This window comes from Oerskovia sp. Root918, assembly GCF_001428945.1.
In the GTDB taxonomy this organism is placed as follows: Bacteria; Actinomycetota; Actinomycetes; order Actinomycetales; family Cellulomonadaceae; genus Oerskovia; species Oerskovia enterophila.
In genome coordinates this window covers 106,053-126,701 of the sequence record NZ_LMJG01000015.1, presented here as the reverse complement: position 1 = coordinate 126,701, position 20,649 = coordinate 106,053, and the positions used below count along the sequence as shown (strand labels likewise).

Here is a 20,649-nt window from a genome sequence, read left to right as displayed (position 1 = left end):
AGCGTGGACCGGACCCGCACAGGTCTCGGAGATCACCAATCTACGGTTGAATGTCCACTCGGGACAGTAACGCGCTCACGGCAATCTCGGTCGGAGGTGGGAATGGTCGGCTCGTCGAGCCTCGGGCTGGGCTCCTGGGCCCATGGTCCGCGCGCGGCCGGGGCCTCCCTGCCGGCAGGCGGACCGGAGCTCTTCGCGCGCGCCGCGCAACGCTCCGGGGTCGCGTCCTTCCTGCTGGGCAGCCGGTCCCAGGGCATGCCGATGATCTGGGTCAACGACGCCTTCTGCCGGCTCACGGGGTTCACGGCCGACGAGGTCCTGAGCCGCAGCCCGCGCTTCCTCGCCGAGCTCCTCGCGGACCCCGCCGAGGCGGACCTGTTCCGCGCCGCGGTCGAGGAGGGGCGCGACGTCGCGCGCACGGTCCGCAGCGACCGGCACGACGGCGCGTCGTTGTGGACGCAGGTCTCGCTGTCTCCGGTCGACGAGGCCGACGGCGAGGTCGCCCACTGGATCGGCATGATGATCGACGTCTCCGAGCACATCGACCGGTCTGCGGCCCAGCTCGCGTCGCTCGAGCTCGAGCGCCGGGAGCGCGTCAGCCTCGCGATCATCACCGAGACCTCGGACCTGCTCAACGACCTCGACTACCCGCTCGCGCTGCGCGAGATCTGCGACGTCCTCGAGGGGGCGCTCGTCGGGTGGGCCGGTTTCTACATGAACGACGACGGGCTGCGCTACGCCGAGGGCATCGACACGACGACCCCGCCGAGCGGCCGTGGGCAACGTCACGGCCGCTACATCGCGGACGGGGCGGGCGTCGTCGAGGGGGCCATGGGGCTCACGGACGCTCTCGGGGACGCCACGGGTCCCGCGGGCCTCGTGCCCGGCACCGTGATCGACCTGCAGGACACGGTGCAGGACCTGCTCGACGGCCGGATCGACGGCCCGGTCCGCCTGGACCTGACGGCCGACTACCCGCAGTGGTCCGCGTCGAGCTGGCTGAGCCGGGACGTGCGGCAGCGCACCTCGTCGAACGCCGATGCGCCCAGCGCCGTCCTGCTCCACGCGATCGCCGGCCGCCGCCGCGTCCTGGGGCTGCTCGCCACGAGCGGGCTGCCCGCCTCGGTGACGACGGCCCCCGACGCGTCGGGCACCGGGGCGGTCCTGCGTGCGCTCGCCCGGCGGGCAGGTCTCGCGATCGACAACGTGCGCCTGTACGCCCGCGAGCACCGCCTGGCCGAGACGCTCCAGCGGGCCATGCTGCCCGAGCAGGCGGACGTCACGGGGCTCGACGTGTGGACCTACTACGCGCCCAACTCCGAGCACGCGCAGGTCGGCGGCGACTGGTACGACGTCCTGCAGATCTCCCCCGACGTCGTCGGCCTGGTGATCGGGGACGTCGTGGGCCACGACGTCGAGGCCGCGGCCGCGATGGGGCAGCTGCGGTCGGTGGTCCGTTCGTACGCGTACGAGCTCACGACCCCGGGGCCCGTGCTCGAGCGCGTCGACCAGCTCGTCGTGGGGATGCGCATCCCGCGGTCCGCGAGCCTCGTGTACGCGGCGCTCACGCACCGTCCTCCGGCTCGGCCTGACGCGCGTTCGCCCGAGCTCGACCCCGAGGCGTTCGAGGAGAGCACGACGGTCCTGGAGGCCGACGCGACGGACGGCGCAGCCGACGCGGGCGACGACGCGAAGACCTGGGCGATCGAGTACTCGCGGGCGGGGCACCTCCCGCCCCTGCTGCTCCGGGGTGGTGCGGTGACGCAGCTCAACGAGGCGGGCGGCTCGCTCGTCGGGTTCGGTACCGGCACCCGGGCGACGGGGCGCGTCGAGCTCGAACCCGGCGACGTCCTGCTCTTCTACACGGACGGGCTGATCGAGCGGCGCGACCGCGCGCTGCGCGTCGGGCTCGACGCCCTCGTGGAGGCGACCCGGTCGATCACGGCCATCGACTCGGCCGGCATCGGCGAGGAGCTCCTCTCCCGCCTCGCGGACGCCCCCGAGGACGACGTGGCCCTCGTGGTCGTGCGGATCCCGGACCCGGTCTCGGACCCCGTCACCTCGGCCCTGAGCCCGCGGAGCCGTCGCTGGCTCCTCCCGAGCGAGCCCGCGTCGATCGGGCGCGCCCGTCATGCCGTGCTGCGCACGTGCCAGGCCTGGGACCTGGGTGACAGCGCCAACGCCGAGCTCGTGGTCTCCGAGCTCGTCGCCAACGGGGTCCTGCACGGCTGGGGTCACCTCGCGCTGCGGCTGTTCGACACGGGCGACGGCCTGCGCGTCGAGGTCGAGGACTCCAACCCTGCGCCGCCCGTCTCGACCGACGGGCACGCGCACCGGATGGGCGGGTTCGGGATGCAGATCGTCGAGCGCCTCGCGGACTGGGGCTGGCGTCCGGCGGGCTCGGGCAAGCTCGTGTGGGCGCGGCTGCGCCCGCTCGGGGAGCGGCAGGACAGGTCGGCGAGCGCCCGGGACTGAGGGGCGGTCAGGCGGGAGCGCCGCAGACCGAGGGGCGGTCAGGCGGGTCGGTCGGTCGAGGAACAGCTCGGTCAGGAAGCGTTGGCCCCCGCCGGCGGGTCGCAGCGGTGGTCGACGTCGATCCGGAAGAGGTCGAGCGCGCCGCACACCTCGAGGACGAACAGGTCCCGGTCGTCGCACCCCCGCAGGACGGTCGCACCGCCGCGCTTGCGTCCCGAGTCGGCGAGCGAGATGAGGAACGCTGCGCCCGTGGAGTCCATGAAGGTCACCCGGCACATGTCGATCACCAGGAGCTGACGGCGCAGCCCGACGACGCGGGCGGCGATCTCGGGGAACTGGTCCCGTTCGGCGAGATCGAGGTCTCCGGCGATGACGAGAGTGGTCGTCGCGGGGGAGGTCGAGATCTCGATCATGGTCCTGACTCTAGGCGGGTGCGCCGTTCGTTGCACATGCGCTCGTCAGGGGCCTGCGAGAATCGACGGATGTCGACCACACCAGTGCGCCCCAACCTCCTCGACGGACCGGCTCCGGTGCGTCTGCCCGCCGAGCCGGACGTCGTCGCCGGCCTCGCGCGCGGCGACGAGCCGTTCGGGCTCGCGGCCGCCCACCCGTCGTCCTCGCTGCTCTGGGCGCTCCTCGCCGAAGCCACGCTGCGCGACGGGGGAGAGCACGCCCCGGTGACCGCGTACGCGTTCGCGCGCACCGGGTACCACCGGGGCCTCGACGCGCTGAGGCGGGCAGGGTGGCGCGGCCAGGGGCCGATCCCGGCCGACCACGAGCCCAACCAGGGGTTCCTGCGGGCGCTGCTCGCGCTGCACCGCGCCGCCGCGCTCATCGGTGAGACCGACGAGGCCGACCGCTGCGCCCAGTTCCTGGTCGACTCGGGTACCTCGGTCGACGAGGTCGCCGCGCTCGTCGCCTGACGCGCGCAGCACGCAGCACGTCGACGGCGCCGCTCGACGCCCGGCACGCTCGGGGCGCTCGACCCGCGACCCGCACCCGCACCCGCACCCGCACCCGCACCCGAGCCCGGGGCGGGAGCGGCGCCGTCGGACACCTGGAGCGCACCTGGTGGACCAGGGGAGCCGTCCAGGGCAAGGACGGGTAAACTCGTCCCGGCTTCCGGGTGACTGCCGCCCGGACGTGCCTCGGGCCCGCAGAGGACCCGCCGGTGAGACACGACACGCATCGACCCCCGTCGTCAGTGCGTGCCGCCGTTCGCCGGCCGGCCCGTCCTCTGTACGTGCCGGTCGGTGCTGGTCCGTGACCCGGTCCGAGGAACAGGCAGTCTGAAAGTGGGGAATCCATGCCAGGCGTGGTGCTCATCGGTGCCCAGTGGGGCGACGAAGGCAAGGGCAAGGCGACCGACCTCCTCGGTTCGCGGGTCGACTACGTGGTCAAGTTCAACGGCGGCAACAACGCCGGGCACACGGTCGTCATCGGGGACGAGAAGTACGCCCTGCACCTGCTGCCCTCCGGCATCCTGTCGCCGGGCGTGACCCCCGTCATCGCGAACGGCGTGGTCGTCGACATCGAGGTGCTCTTCCAGGAGCTCGACGACCTGATCTCGCGCGGTGTGGACGTCTCGCGCCTCCTGGTGTCCGGGAGCGCGCACGTCATCACCGGGTACCACCGCACCATGGACAAGGTGAGCGAGCGGTTCCTCGGCAAGCGCCGCATCGGGACGACCGGGCGCGGGATCGGGCCGGCGTACGCCGACAAGATCAACCGTGTCGGGATCCGCATGTGGGACCTGTTCGACGAGAAGATCCTGGCCGAGAAGATCGAGGGGTCGCTCGACCAGAAGAACCACCTGCTGGTCAAGGTCTACAACCGCCGCGCCATCACGGTCGACGAGACCGTCGAGGAGCTCCTCGCGTACGCGGAGCGCGTCAAGCCGATGGTCGCGGACACCTCGCTGATCCTCAACCAGGCGCTCGACGCGGGCAAGAACGTCCTCTTCGAGGGCGGGCAGGCCACGATGCTCGACGTCGACCACGGCACCTACCCGTTCGTGACGTCGTCGAACGCGACGGCTGGTGGTGCGGTGACCGGCTCGGGCGTCGGACCCACCAAGATCTCGTCGGTGATCGGCGTCATCAAGGCTTACACGACCCGTGTGGGCGAGGGCCCGTTCCCCACCGAGCTCTTCGACGAGATGGGCGAGTACCTGCTCAAGACGGGTGGCGAGTTCGGCGTGACCACGGGCCGCGCACGCCGCTGCGGCTGGTACGACTCGGTGATCGCGCGCTACTCGAGCCGCATCAACGGGATCACGGACCTGGTCGTGACCAAGCTCGACATCCTCACGGGCATCCCCAAGATCCCCGTGTGCGTCGCCTACGACGTCGACGGCGTCCGGTACGACGAGATGCCCACCGACCAGACGGCGTTCCACCACGCCAAGCCGATCTACACCGAGTTCGACGGCTGGACCGAGGACATCTCCGGCTGCCGGACCTTCGAGGACCTGCCGGCCAACGCCCAGGCGTACGTGCGTTCGCTCGAGGAGCTCTCGGGTGCGCGCGTCTCGGCGATCGGCGTGGGGCCGTCGCGCGACGCGATCATCCCGCTGCACGACCTGCTGCACTGAGACGCCGGTACCGCACCTGTTCCCGACCGGACGGAAGGTTCCAGGTGCGTTGACGAACGTCTGGCGGTAGAAACGGACGTAGCGGATTCTCGATCTCGCATCGAGCGTCCGTTGCGTCCGTTTTTATGTTCTGGTGCTGTGATGTGCGTCGAACATGCCGGAAGATTCCGACAACCTGCGTGAAATGGTCAGGTTTCATCCTCGATTCCGTCAAGGATCGTCGGTATGGTATGGGCGTACCAAGAAAGTCCAGGCAACGGCGCTTCTTGGGGGGACCGCAAGGGATCTTCAGGGTGAGCGTCGGCGTTCGGGCCGTTCGCACCCTGACCGACAGAAACGGGTGTGTGACATGCAGGAATCTCGTAGCCGCAAGATCAAGGTCGGGCTCGCCGGACTCGTCGTCCTCGGCGTGGGCGTCGCCGCGACCAGCGCGCTCTGGAGCGACAACGTCTGGTTCAAGGGCGACGTGACCTCCTCGACGTTCAACCTCGAGGGCTCGCTCGACGGGACGACCTGGGTCGAGTCCGACGACGGGACGAACATCGAGCTGACCATCCCGACGGTCGAGAACCTCTCCCCGGGAACGCCCGTCACCAAGACGGTCTACGTCAAGAACGACACCGACTCGACGAACCCCGCCAACCTTGCGGCCCCAGTCGTCGAGGTCACGAGCGACAGCGCCGAGCTCAAGAGCGCGCTCACCGTCACGGCCGCGTACGCGGACGCCGGTGCAGCGGCGAGCCTCGCGCCCGACGCCCAGGTCGCGATCGACGTGACCTACACGCTCACGATCCCCACCGGTTCGAGCGCCGCCGACAACGCCGCGCTCCAGGGCCAGACGGCCGACTTCACGATCCAGGTCACGGGCACCGAGGTCGTGACTCCCTGACATGACCCGGACCTCACGCACGGCTCGCGCCGTCGTGGGGGTGGCGGCCCTCTGCGCGCTCGGCAGCGCCGGACTCCTCCCGGGGACCGGTGCTGCCGTCGCCGTCGAGGCACCCTCCGAGGCGGCGGCCGGGGAGGTGAGCCCCCAGCCCCTGTCGTTCTCCCTCGACGGCATGTCACCGGGGCAGACCCGCTCGACCGTCGTCGACCTCGTCTCGACCCACGCGTCGGACGGGGTGGTCGTCGACGTCCGCGTCACGTCGACCGGCGAGCTGGGCGACTCGATCAGCACCTCGATCGACGCGTGCACGAGTCCCTGGCAGGGCGACGAGTGCCCGAGCGGCGCCGTCCGGCTCGTCGACGGCTGGCGGGGGCCGCAGTCCGGGCCTGCCGCGCAGGACGTCGTCCTTCCCGCCGGAGCGACCACGTCGCTCCGCGTCCTCGTGACGCTCGACGACGACGCACCCGGTGGCGCCACGGGCACCGTCACGTACGACCTCGCGCTGCAGGGAGACAGCACCGCCGAGGGCGGAGGCACCACCGACCCCTCCGGTCCCGGAGGGCCTGGTGGACCGCTTGCGGCGACGGGCGCCGCCGTGTGGTCGGTCGCGGCGCTCGCAGGTGCCGCGATCGGCGTCGGGGCAGCGCTCCTGCGCCGCAGGAGACATCCTGAACCCGGCGCGACGACCGGGCAGCCGGTCGGGCCGTGAGGCGCAGCGGAGAGACAGGCGCACTCCACGGCTCACGACCTCCGCGCCACCTGCGCGGCAGGTGCTTCGACACGCAGTGCGGCGGTTCGTGCTCGCACGACGACCAGGAGAGGAGTCACCCGTGATCGATCGACCGTCCCCGCGGCCCGGCGTCCGGCGGCTCGCCCCAGGCCGTGCCGCGGCACGGGTGGCCGCCGTGCTGGCGCTCCTGCTCCTGGTCGGAGTCGCCCTGTGGAGCGCAGGGCAGTCGCGTCCGACCTCGGCGGCGTGGGCGGACACGGTCTTCGCCGACGGGAGGGTGACCACGGCGTCGATCTCCGCCGCTGTCGACGTGGTCGCGGGCGACTACCACTCGTGCGCGCTCGTCGAGGGCGGCGAGGTCTGGTGCACGGGGGCCAACGATCGCGGCCAGCTGGGGACGGGCACCACGGCGTCCTCGGACGTCCTCGTGGGACCGGTCGGAGGGCTGCTCTCGGGCAAGGAGGTCACCTTCCTCGACGCCGGCGACAAGCACACGTGCGCGTTCGCCGAGGGCTCGGTGTACTGCTGGGGCGACAACTCGAGCGGGCAGATCGGCGTCGGCGGTGCGGCCTTCTACACCGAGCCGGTGGCGATCCCGCCCGGGAACGCCGTCGGTCCGGTGACCGAGCTCGAGCTCGGAGCAACCGGCTCGTGCGCGGTCGCGGGCGGCAAGGGGTACTGCTGGGGCGACACGCTGGGGCCTGCAGGGACCTCCTCGACCCCGGTCGAGATCTCCGGTGGGGCCATGCCGGCCGGGGCGACCGTGACCGACATCGCGATCGGTGCCGGCCTCGGGTGCCTCCTGGCCGACGGTGCGCCGTACTGCTGGGGCTCGAACGACGTCGGGCAGCTGGGCGACGGCACGACCACCCCCAGCCCGACCCCCGTGGCGGTCGTGACGAACGGCGTGCTCCAGGGAGCGGAGATCCTCGACATCTCGGTCGGCGGGAAGAGCGCTTGCGTGATCGGCCGGAAGACGACGGGCCCGGAGAGCCAGTCGCCGTACTGCTGGGGGGACAACTCCTGGGGGCAGCTCGGCATCGGTTCGACGGGCGGCAGCTCGCCCGTCCCCGTGGCGATCGCCCAAGGCGGAGAGCTCGCCGGGACGCCCGTCGTCTCGCTCGACCTGGGGGACGGGACGACGTGCGCGCTGACGGCGTCCGGCATCGCGTACTGCTGGGGGAACAACTCCGAGGGCCAGACCGGGACGAACGTCACCTGGAACGCCATCGTCAACCGGCCGACCGAGGTCGACCGCGGCAACATGAACACCGTCACCGACGGCGCGCGGTTCCGGACGGTCGACGTCGACGCGACGCACGGCTGCGGGGCCGCGACGGACGGCATGCTCTACTGCTGGGGCCTCAACTCCTCGGGGCAGCTCGGGACGGGCAGCACGGTCCAGTCGTACCGCCCGGTCATGATGAGCCCGACCTGGTCGGGATGGGCCTCGTGAGGTGGCTCAAGCGGATCGGCGACGCGTTCCTGACGGTCGCCGCCGTCGCCGGGGTGCTCGGTCTGCTGCTGTTCCTCGGCATCCAGACGGGACGGCTGCAGACCATGGTCGTCATCTCCGGATCGATGGTGCCGACCTACGAGGTGGGTGACGCGATCGTCGCGCGCCGCGTCCCGGCGTCGAGCCTCGAGGTCGGTGACGTCGTGAGCGTCTTCACCCGTGACGGCGTCCTGGTGACGCACCGTGTCGTCGCGATCGAGGGCGGACCTGGCGACGAGCGGGCCCTCACGCTCCGTGGGGACAACAACCCCGTCGACGACCCCGAGCAGTACGTCGTCGACGACGCCCTGGTGCCGCTCGTCCGGATACCGGGGGCCCGCGACGCCATCGAGACCCTGCGTCGGCCCGCGGTCGGCATCCCCGTCGTCGTCGCGGCGTGCGCGCTCGTCGGGTTCGCGCTCATGCCCTCCTCGAAGAAGCGTCAGGAACCCGACGACGAGCCGATGCCGGACGGTCCCGCAGCGGGACCGGTGCCCGACGACGTGGACGCCCCGGGCCCACCGCGCACCGATCGGTAGACTGCGTTCCCGTGAAGATCCTCGTCATCGGTTCGGGTGCCCGCGAGCACGCCATCGTCCACTCCTTCGCCCAGGAGTCCGTCGCCACGGGCGCGGAGGCGCACGAGCTGCACGCCGCCCCGGGGAACCCGGGGATCGGAGAGCTCGCGACGCTCCACGCGGTCAGCGCGGTCGACGGCGAGGCCGTCGCGGCGCTCGCGGTCGAGCTGGGAGCAGACCTGGTCGTGATCGGCCCGGAGGCGCCGCTCGTCGCCGGTGTCGCGGACGCCGTGCGGGCGGCCGGCATCGACTGCTTCGGCCCCAGCGCCGAGGCCGCCGCGCTCGAGGGGTCCAAGGCGTTCGCCAAGGACGTCATGGCCGCAGCGTCGGTCCCCACCGCGCTCGCGCACGTGTGCACCGACATCGACCAGGTCGCCGACGCGCTCGACGCGTTCGGTGCGCCCTACGTGGTCAAGGACGACGGGCTCGCCGCGGGCAAGGGCGTCGTCGTGACCGACGACCGCCAGGAGGCGCTCGAGCACGCGCAGGCGTGCTTCGCGACGCCACGCCCCGGCGCGGGCGACCCCGTGGTCGTGATCGAGGAGTACCTCGACGGGCCCGAGGTCTCGCTCTTCTGCCTGTCGGACGGCACGAGCGTCGTCCCCCTCGCCCCCGCGCAGGACTTCAAGCGCGCGTTCGACGGCGACGCGGGCCCCAACACGGGCGGCATGGGTGCCTACAGCCCGCTGCCCTGGGCGCCCGCTGGCCTGACCGAGGAGGTCGTGACCCGGGTCGCGCAGCCCACGATCGACGAGATGGCCCGCCGCGGCACGCCGTTCGCCGGAGTCCTCTACGTGGGCCTCGCGCTCACGAGCCGCGGCACGCGCGTGGTCGAGTTCAACGCCCGCTTCGGTGACCCGGAGACCCAGGTCGTCCTCTCGCGGCTCGTCACGCCGCTGTCCGCGGTGCTGCGCGCAGCGGCCCGCGGCGAGCTCGCGGACTTCCCGCGGCTGCGCTGGTCGGACGACGCGGCCGTGACCGTGGTCGTCGCCGCGAACGGCTACCCGGCAGCGGTCCGCAGCGGGGACGCCATCACGGGGGTCTCCGAGGCCGAGGCCCTCGAGGGCGTGCACGTCCTGCACGCGGGCACCGCGCTCGACGACGAGGACGTGCTGCGCAGCGCCGGTGGGCGCGTGCTGTCGGTCGTCGCGCGGGGCCAGGATCTCCTGGAGGCCCGCCGCCGTGTCTACGCAGGCGTCGACAAGATCGTCCTGCCCGGTTCGCACCACCGCACCGACATCGCCGAGAAGGCCGCGCGCGAGCAGCGCTGAGCACGTGCTCGACGAGGGCCCGCGAGCTGATGCTCGCGGGCCCTCGCCGTCCCGGCCCGTCCGACGAGGCCAGGTCCACGGGGGTGCGCCTCGGCCGACGGCCGCGGGCGCACCCGGTCAGGAGGTCGTGCAGGCCTGGCCGTCGAGTGCGAAGCCCGACGGGCCCGCCCCCGTGCCGTTCGCGGTGAAGCCGACCTCGACGCTCGCGCCAGGGGCCAGGGTCCCGTTCCACGGCGCGTTGACGACCGTGACGGTCGTGCCCGACTGGCTGAACGTTCCCGACCAGCCGTTCGTGACCTGCTGCCCCGCGGGGAGCGAGAAGGTCAGCGTCCACCCGTTGCGGGGCGTGGACCTCGTGCTGGTGACCTTCACGGTCCCGGTGTATCCCGTGCTCCAGCCGTTCGTGGAGGACGTCACGGCGCACTGGCCCGTGGGGGTCACGGGCCCGGCCGACGTGGTCACGGTCCGTGCGCCCGACGCGGGCGAGACGTTGCCCGCCGCGTCGCGCGCCCGCACCGTGAACGAGTAGGTGGTCGCGGGCGAGAGCCCCGTCAGGGTGGCGCTCGGCGTGCTCGTCGTGGCGACCTTGGTGGCCCCCGAGGCGTCGTTCCGGTAGACGTCGTAGGCGGTCACGGCCCGGTCGTCGGTCGAGGCGCCCCAGGTGAGCGTCACGCCCGACGACGTCACGTCCGTCGCGCTCGGGGTCCCCGGCGCGGTCGGTGCCTGGGTGTCCGGGACGGGCGTGGTGCCGCCGTCGCCGTACAGGTCGCCGAGCGACTGCCCGGTCGTCGAACCGGCCCCGCCGAGGGGCACCTGATGGTCGAGCGAGACGAACTTCCCGCCCTCCTTCCACAGCGAGGGCTCGAGCAGGTCGTACTTGGCCTCGTCCCACGTGGTCCAGTCGTGGTTCAGCAGACCGCCCGTGTCGCCCGAGTTCGGGTTGATGCACCAGAACGTGTGGCTGATCCGGTAGTCGACCATCATGTCGCGCAGCGCGCGCATCCACTTCTCGTTCTTGCCGCCGTCGAGCAGCCCGCCCCACTCGCCCACGAGCAGCGGAGCCGTGCCCTCCTTCCACAGGTACAGCCAGCTCGGGTCCCACACCTCGGCCTCGAGCGAGGCCCGGTCCCAGTCGTCGCCCTCGAACCACGGCTGCGGCGAGACGAGCGGCCCGTAGTCGTGCGGCGAGTAGACGAGCTGGTCCTGGTGCGCACCCAGGTCGACCGGGTGGTCGGCCGCGCCGCGCAGGTTGCCGCCCCACCACGTGTTGTGGAAGTCGTCGAGGCCGCGGTCGGCCCAGGTCTTGCCGGCCTTCGGATAGACCTGGACCCCCTCGACGAGGATCAGCAGGTGCGGGTTGATCGCGAGGATCCGTGCGGCGGCCTGCTCGGCGACGTGGCGCCAGTTGTCGGCGTCGCCGGACCCGTCCCACTTGGCGCGCAGGGCCTCGGACTGCGAGCCGTGCGGCTCGTTCTTGAGGTCGGCCGCGACGATCGTGTCGTCGTCGGCGTACTCCTGGGCGAACCACTCCCAGCCCGCGTAGAAGTCCTCGACCGTGAACCCGCCGTGGGTCCACAGGGGGTAGACGTGGCCCGAGTTGTCGGCCGTGGCGCTGTGGAGGTCGATCATGACCTTGAGCCCGTACTTCTCGCACAGCGAGAGCCAGTGGTCGAAGATCTCCTTGTTGTCCATGCCCACGAGCTCGGGGTTCACGAACGTGTTGACGTTGGGCGACGCGACGGTCTCCCCGTCCCTCCACTCGAGCAGCAGCTCGGTCGAGACCGGGACGCGCACGATGTTGATGCCACGCTCGGCCATCGAGCGCGTGATCGCCTCGAGGTTGCCGGACCACAGACCATGGAACACACGCTCGCTCGCGTTGAAGCCGAACCAGTTCGCGCCGGTCAGCCACACCTCGTCGCCCGCGGCGTCGACGATGGTCGAGCCGTCGGTGTGCAGCCAGTCGTCGGCCGGGACGGCGGCGAGGGGCACGTCCGCGGCCGCGGACGGGGTGAGGGACGCCGAGGTGGGCGTCGAGGACGAGGTGAGCGGCGCCGTCGGGCCGGCGAGGGCTGCCGCGGACGGCAGCGCGCCCGCGACCAGGACCGCGCCCGCCGCGATCGCGGCGTACGCGGCCCGGCGCCGGGGTCGGGGCCGGGAGATCGGATCCTGCAGAGGACTCATGGAAAGCTCCTGGAAGAAGGACCGGGCTGCCCGGGGCCGCGAGGTGCGGGCCCGGACAGCCCGGTCGGGTGCTGTCGGTCAGGTCAGGCGACGGTGCAGGCCTGGCCGTTGAGGGTGAAGACGGCCGGCACGCCGTTCGTGCCGCTGTGGCTCGCGTTGAAGCCGACCTCGGCGGACCCGCCCGGGGCGAGGTTCGCGTTCCACGAGAGCCCGGTCACCGTGACGTTCGCGCCGGTCTGCGTGAACTGGCCCGACCACGAGTTGGTGATCGTCTGGCCCGACGGGAACGTGAAGGCCAGGCTCCAGCCGTTGACCGTGCTGGTCGAGGTGTTCGTGACCTTCACGGTGCCCGTGAAGCCCGAGCCCCAGCCGTTCGCCGAGTAGGCGACCGTGCACGAGCCGGGGGGCGGGACGACGACCGTCGTGGTCGTCGCGCTCACCGCGGCCGAGGCCGCCGAGAGGTTGCCCGCGGTGTCCTTGGCCCGGACCGTGTACGAGTACGTGGTGCCCGCCGTCAGACCCGTGTCGGTGAAGGACGTCCCGGTCGGGGTGCCGACCTGGGTTCCGTTGCGCAGGACCACGTAGCCGGCCACGCCGACGTCGTCGGTCGACGCGTTCCAGGAGAGCGGGACGGTGCTCGCGGTGGTCGTCCCCGCGGTCAGACCCGTGGGTGTCGAGGGCGGCAGGTCCGTCTGGCCCGCCGCGGTCGTGACCGACCGGGCGGCAGACGGCGTCGAGACGTTGCCGGCCGCGTCGCGCGCCGTGACCGTGAACGAGTACGTGGTCGCGGGGCTCAGACCCGTCGCCGTGAAGCTCGTCGAGGTCGAGGTGCCGACCTGCACGCCGTTGCGGTAGATCGTGTAGCCCGTCACGCCGACCGCGTCGGTCGAGGCCGTCCACGAGAGCGGGACCGAGGTGGCCGTGGCCGTGCCCGCGGTGAGGCCCGTCGGGGCCGTGGGAGCCGTCACGTCGCCGGGCGTCGTGCCGCCGCCCTCGATGACCGGGTAGGCGTTCTCGACGAGCATCTCGAACTGCGCGTCGAACCACTGGCCCGCGAGCGGGGCCCCGCCCAGCGCGCCCGTCAGCTGGTTGGAGAGCTTGGGCGAGACGAACGTCGGGTCGCACATGCGGTCGAACCGCTTGCCCTGGTCGTTCGGGATGTCCGTCGAGGCGCCGTCGGACTCGCCCGGAGGCTTGACCCACACGAACGCGTGCAGGTGTGACTCCGGGTAGCCCGACGGCGTGGCCTGCGGGCGCTCACCGATGCCGGCGCCCGCCGGGTTGCACCACGCGCCGCGGTGGATGCGCTTGTCCACGCGGGACTCGTTGACGTAGGTGTTGTAGTTCGTCGACGTGCTGACCGCGGTCGGTCGGGCGTCGCCGCCCCACCCGTTGCGGGACGTGTCGATGAGCATGCCGATCGAGGCCGGGAAGCCCTCGGCGACCAGGAGGTCGTAGAGGTGCGCGGTCCAGTCGGCCTCGTCGAAGTCGGCGTTCCACTCGTAGAAGCTCGACGACCGGATGGGCGTGCCGCCGATCTGGATGTCCTCGAGGAACGGCTCGACCAGCGGCGTCGAGTTCGCGGTGTTGGTCACGAAGCCCGTGACCGACGCGAAGCCCGCGTTCGTCGACCTCACGACGTCGGCGAAGAGCTTGGCGGCGGGGCCCGAGTTGCTCGGCCAGCCCAGCCAGCCCGCGTGCGCGGCGTCGATGTAGGAGTAGACGTTGCCGACCGTGTAGAGCTCGTCGAGCGCGTACTTCACGCCCGCGCGGTAGTACGGGGCGGACTGCTGGCAGTCGGGCGTGCTGATGTTGGTGATGAGGTTGGGCAGCGAGTCGGGCTCGATCGTCGCCGCGATGCGCAGCGAGTCGTACTTGGGGTCGTCGAGGATGTCGACGATCGGGTCGATGTACTCGTTCTTGTAGCGCACGAGCCCGGCGTCCGTGGCGGGCAGCTCGCCGTTCGACGCGAGCGCGTAGCAGTCACGGCCGGGCAGGTCGTAGATGACCAGGTTGAACACGATCGGCACGCCCGCGTCCTTCTGGGCGAGCGCCTCGTCGAGGTGGAAGCGCAGGCCCGGGCCGTCGGCATTGCCCTCGATCGCACTGATGCGGTCCATCCAGACGGCCGTGGGCTCACCCGAGATCGCCTGCATCTTCGCGGCCAGGTCACCGTCGGCACGCGTGGCGGCGGCTTCGACCGAGTCCGACCAGTACGGGTTCACGTACTGCGTCGCCCCGGCGTACGGGTTCGCGACGCGGGCCTCGGCCGCGGCGGCCGGAACCTGTGCGAGCGCGAGCGGAGCGGCGACAAGCGCCGCAGCGGCCATGGCTGTCGCGCCCTTGCGCAGCCGATGGTGGGTAGGTGACACGAGGTCCTCCTGAGGTTCGTCCTGGGGCCGGACGACACCGGCCGGCCCGTGCCGCGGGGTGCGGCGTCGAGCGCAACGTGTCACGGACCGGGTGACGTCGGCACGTCGTGAAACGTTTAGGTGGACAACTCGGTTCACCCGCACGAGGGGGCGGGCGGCGCGCGGTCAGCGCGGGGGAGAGGTGGTGCCGCGCACGACGAGCCGTCCGCCCGGGACTGCGGGCAGCGGCTCGACGCGCGGGGTCGAGCCCCCCGGTGAGGTGCCGGGGGCGGGGGTTGTGCTGGGGGCAGAGGCAGAGGCAGAGGCAGAGGCAGGGGCGGTGCCGGGGGCGGGGGCAGGGGCGGTGCCGGGGGCGGGGGCGAGAGCCGCGTCCCGACCGAGACCCCGGAGCACCCGGCGCCCGGCCTCTTGGCCGAGCGCCCGGTCGGGGCGCGCGACCGCCGTCACGGGCGGGGTCGACAGCCGCAGCACCGGTGCGTCGCGGCCCGCGACGACCGACAGGTCCCAGGGGACGACGAGCCCCGCCCGGCGCGCGACGTCGAGGACGACCAGGGCGCCCTGGTCGTCCGAGGTGACGACCGCCGTCGGGGGCTCGGGGGACGCGAGCAGCCGGCGTGCGGTCGACGCGACGTCCTCGAGCGTCGTGCACGACTCGACGACCGCGACCCCGCCCCGGCGCGCGACCTCGGCGCTCAGGGCCTCCGCGGCACCGCGCCCCGACCGGAGGTCGGGCGCGGACGCCAGCACCGCGACGCGGCGGTGCCCGAGGTCGGAGAGGTAGCGACCGACCTTGGTGTCGGCCGACGAGTCGAGGGCGACGGTCTGCGTGGATGTGGATGTGGGGGTGGGCGGACGCGGGGCCGCCGGCGGCGGCGGGTTGCTCGGCACGCCGCCCGATGCGTCGCCCGATGCGTCGCCCGATGCGTCGCCCGGCAGGGCGACGTGGTCGACCAGGACCGCCACGGCCCCCAGGCGTTCGAGCGCCGCGAGCCGGGGGTCCTCGCGGCGGATCCCTGTGAGGACCACGGCGTCGTACCGCTGCTCGGCCCACCAGTCCGCGATGGCGAGCGCCGCCGAGGCCGGGGAGCCCAGGAGGTGCACGGCCAGCGAGAGCCTCCCGTCGAGGACGTCCCGGAGCCCGTCCGAGAGCTCCAGGTCCGTGGCCGTCGCCGCGGCGCCGACCGCGTCCCGCACCAGGACGAGCGCGACCGACCCGGCCGCGCCGCGCAGGGTCCTGGCCGCCACGCTCGGCCGCCACCCGAGCTCCTCGGCGACCTGGAGGACCCGCCGCCGGGTACGGTCCGAGACCCCCGGTCGTCCGTTGAGGGCGTACGAGACGACCGCGATCGACACCCCCGCCGCACGGGCGACGTCGGTGATGGTCGTGCGCCTACCAGTAGCAATCGGGCGTTCCGGACGTAAGAATGTGGCCACGGTCACACAGCATGCCCCCAGCCGGGGCGTGCTGCACGATCGGGCCGGCTCGACGGCGAGCCGTCAGGGGGGAATCAGGTACACGACGGGGTGAGCGCCATGGTCGATGTCACGACCCACCGACGAAACCTCACGATCGGTGTCCTCTCGCCGGTCGTGGGCGGCTTCTACTTCGGGAAGGTCCTCGCAGGGATCGCACGCGGCCTGCGCGCGGGCGGGCATCGCGTGGTCGCGGTCCAGACGTACCCGGCCGACCTCGACCGGGACGAGTTCCCCGACCAGCCGCCGCACCGGCCGATCGCCGGGCTCGACGCGATGGACGGGGTCATCGTGGTCACGTCGGCCGTCGAGCACGACGTGCTGCGCGCCCTCGACCGGTCGGGCAAGCCCCTGGTCGTCATCAGCGAGACCGTCGACGACCTGCGGGCTCCCGTGGTCACGCCCGACAACGCGGGCGGGGTGCGTGCCGCCGTCGAGCACCTCCTCCAGCACGGGCACCAACGGATCGGGTTCCTCGGGAACCCGCGCCAGCACGACCTGGCGGAGCGGCACGCCGCGTACGAGGCAGCGCTGCGCGCCCACGGGATCGAACCCCGCCCCGAGTGGGTCTACCGGACGCGCGACAACCAGGAGGCCGCCGGCGCGGCGGCCGCCCGGGTCGCCCTCGACGAGGGGCTCGACACGACCGCGACCATCGCGGGCACCGACCGCAACGCGGTCGGCTTCCTGCGCGCACTGACCGACTCGGGGCTCGTGCTGCCGCGCGACCAGGCGCTCATCGGGTTCGACCACTCCGACGGCGGCGCGCGGGCACGCCCTCGGCTCTCGTCGGTCGACCCGCACCACGACCGCGTCGGAGAGCTCGCCGCCGAGCTCCTGCTCGCGCGCCTGCACGGCGAGCGGGTCGGGCCGGGTGAGCACCTCGCGGACGCGACCCTCGTCTGCCGCGAGTCCTGCGGCTGCGTCGACGGCACGCGGACCGACCTGCTCGTCGACGGGGTGCCGCGCAGCGCGGGCACCGCCGACGACGGTTCCGCGGCAGCGCGCCTCGCCGCCGTGGCGCGCGCCGTGCTCGACGACGCCGTGGTCCTGCGTGCGAAGCCGCGTCCAGGGAGCGCGGGGTCGTCCGGAGCGGGGGAGAGCGCCGTCGGAGGGTGGGTACGGGCCGTCGTCGGGATGATGACCGACGCCGCTGCGGACGCGACCGTGCCCACGTCGCACTCCTATCGTGCGCTCGCCGACCGGACCGCGGTCCTGCGACCCGTCCCCGAGGCGCTCGAGCAGCTCGTGCCCGTGGTGCGCGCGCTCGAGGCGGAGCTCCTGGGGGGCATCAAGCGCCGGGGGACGACGGGACCGCTGGGTGGCGCGGCCCGCGCACGACCGCAGGGTCGTGCCCGGGCGCTCGGTGACGTGACGACCGAGATCCTCGTCGCGCTCTCGAAGGGGTGCACGCACGGGCTCCTCGTCCGCTCGGGCCACCTCGAACGGGCCATGGTCGACCAGTACGAGCTCGACCTCGAGCTCATGCACGCCGACAGCGCGTCCCTGCGGCACCTCGAGTGGCTGCCCCGAGGGCAGGCCGGCCCGGCGGCGATCGCGCTGTGGGTCCCCCCGGGCGGGGGTCCCGCAGGCGGCGTGCTCGAGGTCGCGGGGGTCCGGGGCAGCGCCGCCGGTCAACGGCTCGTCGGCCACCGTTACCCCGCGGCGGAGTTCCCGCCCAGGGCTCTGCTGAGCGCCAACGCACTCTCGTTCGTCATCCCCGTCGCGTTCGACGCGAGCGACTGGGGGTACCTCGTGATCGGCGGCCCCGTCGACACCCGGGCGACGAGCGCGCGCGAGAAGTACAACCACTGGGCGGCCATGCTCGCGGTCGCGCTCGACCAGGAGCACCACCTGGCCGCGCTGCGCGCCCAGCGGACCGAGCTCGAGGAGGCCGCACGTCGTGAGCGACGCCTGGCCGAGGAGATCAGCGCGAGCGAGGAGCGCTACGCCCTCGCCTCGGTCGCGGCGTACGACGCGACGTGGGACTGGGACGTCGCGACCGGCACGGTCTACTTCTCGCCGTCCTGGCGGTCGATGCTCGGCCTGCCGGCCGACGACGTGCGGGCCGCCGACCCTGACGAGTGGATCGACCGTGTCCACCCCGAGGACCTGCAGGCCGTCCAGGTCGCGCTCGCGGCCCAACTCGGCGGGGCCGGCGGGTCGCTCGACCTCGAGCACCGCCTGCGGGCCGCCGACGGCCGCTACCTGCGGGTGGCCTGCCGTGCCGTGACCGTGAGCGACGGTGCGGGCTGCCCGACGCGCATGGTCGGGGTCATGACGGACCGGTCCGACGAGCGTCGGGAGGCCGCTCTCCGGGGGGTCTTCCTGACCGATCGCTCGCGGCCCGTGTGACCCGGCTCCCCCAGCGCCTAGGGTGCGGCGACCACGAAGTACCCGTCCGCCAGGTCGCAGGCGTCAGGGACCACGGTGGTGGGCCCTGGCGTCCCCTCGCCGCCCCCGCCGCCCAGGGAGATCTCTTCGCCCGGGACGACGTCGTCCCTCGTCGCGGGGTCTCTCGGGTTGGTGGTCGTCAGGGTCGAACCGTCCCAGGCGACCGCACCCGCGGGAAAGACCGGAAGGTACCTCGCCGAGTCAGCGTCGACGTACAGACAGCCGTCCTCTTCCACGAGCGTGCCCTCGAGCTGCGCCGAGTCTCCTCCCGGCTCTGACGGGAGCCAGTACGCGAACGGCACCGGTCCGGTCGGGGTGGGAAGTGGATCGAGACGGGGTACGCCCATGCCGGCGCACCCCGACGTGAGCCCGAGCGTGCCGACGAGTGCTGCGCTGAGCAAGATGCTCTGCCTCATCCGACCTGAACCGCCCTTCTGCCCCAGCACGACCTCCTCGTCGAGGCCGGGGCTCCATCGCTCCGGGTCGTGGGTGACATCTGCCCCGAAACCGTTGCCAGGACCCTACATGGGCCACTCACCGAGACCCGGTCGTGCGGGCGAGCAGTGGCGTCGATCCGTGCACATGGCGGTGGACCGAGGCATGTCAGCACGAGGTATGTCAGCACGAGGCACGGACGGGGAGCCCGGAGGGCACAGGTGGCGGGTTCACGGCCCGTGGGTCCGGTGGGCCCGGAACGCCCCGGACCCGGGTGACCTGGGTGAACGTCGCGGTGTCCGGCAGGCCGGAGCCTCGCCATCCGGACGCCCCGAACCGTGCGTGCGCCGGATGAGAGACTAGGCGCCGTGACTGACTCGCGCGACGCCCTCGACACGGCCCACCTCGACCTGCCGGGGTGGCGGCACGTCTACTCGGGGAAGGTCCGCGACCTCTACGAGCCCGACCTCGCGCAGCTCGGCGGGGCGCACCCGCTCGGTGACGTCGTCCTGGTCGTCGCGAGTGACCGCGTGAGCGCGTTCGACCACGTCCTGTCGCCGGGCATCCCCGACAAGGGGGTCGTCCTGACCCAGCTCAGCCTGTGGTGGTTCGACAAGCTCGCCGACCTCGTCCCCAACCACGTGGTGAGCACCGAGGCCAGTGCCATGCCGGGCGACGGCCTGGTGCCGGACGTCGTCGCCGGTCGCGCCATGATCTGCCGCCGCCTCGAGATGTTCCCGGTCGAGTGCGTGGCCCGTGGCTACCTCACCGGATCCGGCCTGGTCGAGTACCGCGTGGACCGTACGGTGTGCGGAGTTCCTCTGCCCGAGGGGCTCGTCGACGGCTCGCGTCTTCCGGAGGCGATCTTCACGCCCGCGGCCAAGGCCGAGGTCGGCGAGCACGACGAGAACGTGTCGTTCGAGGTCGTCGCCCAGACCATCGGGCTCGAGGCCGCGACCCGGCTGCGCGACCTGACGCTCGCGGTCTACTCGCGCGCCGAGGAGATCGCGCGCGAGCGCGGCGTGATCCTCGCCGACACCAAGTTCGAGTTCGGCGTGGACCCGGTCACGGGCGCGACCGTCCTGGGCGACGAGGTGCTGACCCCCGACTCGTCGCGCTTCTGGCCTGCCGACCAGTGGCAGCCGGGGCAGTCGCAGCCGAGCTTCGACAAGCAGTACGTCCGCGACTGGCTCGCCTCCGACGCCTCGGGCTGGGACCGCGCGTCCGACGCCACGCCGCCGTCGCTGCCTGCCGACGTCGTCGAGCGCACGCGCGACCGCTACCTCGAGGCCTACGAGCGGATCACGGGCGACTCCCTGTTCTGAGCGGCGGTGCTGGTCTGAACCGCGGTCCCGGGGCCCTCGCGGACGTAGCGGTGCCCCGTCGGTGACGTCCAGCGGACCGTGCCGTCGATCGCGAGCTCGGGGCGCCAGCCGTGCCGCGCCCGGACCACGTGGTGGTGCCGGCACAGCGAGATGAGCTCGTCGGGGCCCACGTCCGTGGTCTCCTGCGTCACGCCCGGTCCCGGCGGCGACGGGCGCCTGACGTGGTCGAGGTCGCAGCGGAACGCGGGCACGGCGCACCCCGGGAACGTGCACGTGCGGTCGCGCGAGAGGACGGCAGCGATCACCTGGACCCCAGGCCCAGGGCGGGCTTCGAGCAGCGATTCGAACATGTGTTCGATCGTAGCGTCCGGGTCCGACAACGACCCGCGGAACCGTCGAGCAGTGCGGCCGGTGCGTCCCGTTGCTGAATGAGTC

The 20,649-nt window shown here is 72.7% G+C and carries 16 protein-coding genes; 10 read left to right on the top strand and 6 right to left on the bottom strand.

Annotated features, from left to right (window positions below; all coding sequences use genetic code 11):
- The first annotated feature begins 102 nt into the window (after window positions 1–102).
- A complete protein-coding gene (locus ASE27_RS15810; protein ID WP_082609008.1) occupies window positions 103–2,475 on the top strand; it encodes a SpoIIE family protein phosphatase in 2,373 nt (790 codons plus the stop codon).
- A gap of 71 nt (window positions 2,476–2,546) precedes the next feature.
- Here ASE27_RS15810 and ASE27_RS15805 read toward each other — a convergent pair whose 3' ends face one another.
- A complete protein-coding gene (locus tag ASE27_RS15805) occupies window positions 2,547–2,888 on the bottom strand; it encodes an STAS domain-containing protein (RefSeq protein ID WP_056652588.1) in 342 nt (113 codons plus the stop codon).
- Between the two features lie 69 nt (window positions 2,889–2,957).
- Between ASE27_RS15805 and ASE27_RS15800 the strand changes: the two genes are divergently transcribed.
- From ASE27_RS15800 to purD, 7 genes are all read left to right on the top strand, one after another.
- On the top strand, window positions 2,958–3,398 hold the full coding sequence (locus ASE27_RS15800; RefSeq protein WP_056652584.1) for a DUF3151 domain-containing protein: 441 nt from the start codon (window positions 2,958–2,960) through the stop codon (window positions 3,396–3,398).
- A 383-nt stretch (window positions 3,399–3,781) separates the two neighbouring features.
- Window positions 3,782–5,068 carry an adenylosuccinate synthase gene (locus ASE27_RS15795; protein ID WP_056652581.1) on the top strand — a complete coding sequence of 429 codons (1,287 nt, stop codon included), beginning with the start codon at window positions 3,782–3,784 and terminating at the stop codon, window positions 5,066–5,068.
- 349 nt (window positions 5,069–5,417) lie between these two features.
- Window positions 5,418–5,957 (top strand): SipW-dependent-type signal peptide-containing protein, encoded by a 540-nt coding sequence (locus ASE27_RS15790; RefSeq protein ID WP_056652578.1) that lies wholly within the window; start codon window positions 5,418–5,420, stop codon window positions 5,955–5,957.
- Between the two features lies 1 nt (window position 5,958).
- Complete coding sequence (locus tag ASE27_RS20480; RefSeq protein WP_056652575.1) at window positions 5,959–6,666, top strand: hypothetical protein; 708 nt, start codon at window positions 5,959–5,961, stop codon at window positions 6,664–6,666.
- Window positions 6,667–6,787: 121 nt separating this feature from the next.
- Window positions 6,788–8,143 carry a hypothetical protein gene (locus tag ASE27_RS15780; protein WP_056652572.1) on the top strand — a complete coding sequence of 452 codons (1,356 nt, stop codon included), beginning with the start codon at window positions 6,788–6,790 and terminating at the stop codon, window positions 8,141–8,143.
- Complete coding sequence (locus ASE27_RS15775) at window positions 8,140–8,721, top strand: signal peptidase I (RefSeq protein WP_162259235.1); 582 nt, start codon at window positions 8,140–8,142, stop codon at window positions 8,719–8,721. Before ASE27_RS15780 ends, ASE27_RS15775 begins: the two co-directional genes overlap by 4 nt.
- An 11-nt stretch (window positions 8,722–8,732) precedes the next feature.
- A complete protein-coding gene (purD, locus tag ASE27_RS15770; RefSeq protein WP_056652566.1) occupies window positions 8,733–10,031 on the top strand; it encodes a phosphoribosylamine--glycine ligase in 1,299 nt (432 codons plus the stop codon).
- A gap of 117 nt (window positions 10,032–10,148) precedes the next feature.
- On the opposite strand, the gene ASE27_RS15765 is transcribed toward purD, so the two are convergent.
- The 3 genes from ASE27_RS15765 to ASE27_RS15755 form a co-directional block, all read right to left on the bottom strand.
- Window positions 10,149–12,215 (bottom strand): cellulase family glycosylhydrolase, encoded by a 2,067-nt coding sequence (locus tag ASE27_RS15765; RefSeq protein WP_082609006.1) that lies wholly within the window; start codon window positions 12,213–12,215, stop codon window positions 10,149–10,151.
- A gap of 83 nt (window positions 12,216–12,298) precedes the next feature.
- The gene (locus ASE27_RS15760; protein ID WP_304438313.1) at window positions 12,299–14,587 is read right to left on the bottom strand and encodes a glycoside hydrolase family 6 protein; all 2,289 of its coding nucleotides are present in this window, start codon (window positions 14,585–14,587) and stop codon (window positions 12,299–12,301) included.
- Window positions 14,588–14,752: 165 nt separating this feature from the next.
- Window positions 14,753–16,021: a LacI family DNA-binding transcriptional regulator gene (locus tag ASE27_RS15755; protein ID WP_157257663.1), complete on the bottom strand. Its 1,269-nt coding sequence runs from the start codon at window positions 16,019–16,021 to the stop codon at window positions 14,753–14,755.
- A gap of 99 nt (window positions 16,022–16,120) precedes the next feature.
- On the opposite strand from ASE27_RS15755, the gene ASE27_RS15750 reads away from it, so the two are divergent.
- On the top strand, window positions 16,121–18,415 hold the full coding sequence (locus tag ASE27_RS15750) for a substrate-binding domain-containing protein (RefSeq protein ID WP_056652559.1): 2,295 nt from the start codon (window positions 16,121–16,123) through the stop codon (window positions 18,413–18,415).
- A gap of 17 nt (window positions 18,416–18,432) precedes the next feature.
- Here ASE27_RS15750 and ASE27_RS15745 read toward each other — a convergent pair whose 3' ends face one another.
- The gene (locus ASE27_RS15745; RefSeq protein WP_056652557.1) at window positions 18,433–18,870 is read right to left on the bottom strand and encodes a hypothetical protein; all 438 of its coding nucleotides are present in this window, start codon (window positions 18,868–18,870) and stop codon (window positions 18,433–18,435) included.
- A 387-nt stretch (window positions 18,871–19,257) separates the two neighbouring features.
- Between ASE27_RS15745 and ASE27_RS15740 the strand changes: the two genes are divergently transcribed.
- Complete coding sequence (locus ASE27_RS15740; protein WP_056652554.1) at window positions 19,258–20,214, top strand: phosphoribosylaminoimidazolesuccinocarboxamide synthase; 957 nt, start codon at window positions 19,258–19,260, stop codon at window positions 20,212–20,214.
- Here ASE27_RS15740 and ASE27_RS15735 read toward each other — a convergent pair.
- Entirely contained in the window at window positions 20,181–20,564 is a 384-nt protein-coding gene (locus ASE27_RS15735) for an HNH endonuclease signature motif containing protein (protein WP_056652551.1), read from the bottom strand. The genes ASE27_RS15740 and ASE27_RS15735 overlap by 34 nt on opposite strands.
- Between the last annotated feature and the right edge of the window lie 85 nt (window positions 20,565–20,649).

Coding starts and splice junctions, on each gene's coding strand:
- ASE27_RS15790 (WP_056652578.1), top strand. CDS start 5,418: ATGCAGGAATCTCGTAGCCGCAAGATCAAGGTCGGGCTCGCCGGACTC.
- ASE27_RS15750 (WP_056652559.1), top strand. CDS start 16,121: ATGGTCGATGTCACGACCCACCGACGAAACCTCACGATCGGTGTCCTC.
- ASE27_RS20480 (WP_056652575.1), top strand. CDS start 5,959: ATGACCCGGACCTCACGCACGGCTCGCGCCGTCGTGGGGGTGGCGGCC.
- ASE27_RS15795 (WP_056652581.1), top strand. CDS start 3,782: ATGCCAGGCGTGGTGCTCATCGGTGCCCAGTGGGGCGACGAAGGCAAG.
- ASE27_RS15745 (WP_056652557.1), bottom strand. CDS start 18,870: ATGAGGCAGAGCATCTTGCTCAGCGCAGCACTCGTCGGCACGCTCGGG.
- ASE27_RS15810 (WP_082609008.1), top strand. CDS start 103: ATGGTCGGCTCGTCGAGCCTCGGGCTGGGCTCCTGGGCCCATGGTCCG.
- ASE27_RS15735 (WP_056652551.1), bottom strand. CDS start 20,564: ATGTTCGAATCGCTGCTCGAAGCCCGCCCTGGGCCTGGGGTCCAGGTG.
- ASE27_RS15800 (WP_056652584.1), top strand. CDS start 2,958: ATGTCGACCACACCAGTGCGCCCCAACCTCCTCGACGGACCGGCTCCG.
- ASE27_RS15805 (WP_056652588.1), bottom strand. CDS start 2,888: ATGATCGAGATCTCGACCTCCCCCGCGACGACCACTCTCGTCATCGCC.
- ASE27_RS15765 (WP_082609006.1), bottom strand. CDS start 12,215: ATGAGTCCTCTGCAGGATCCGATCTCCCGGCCCCGACCCCGGCGCCGG.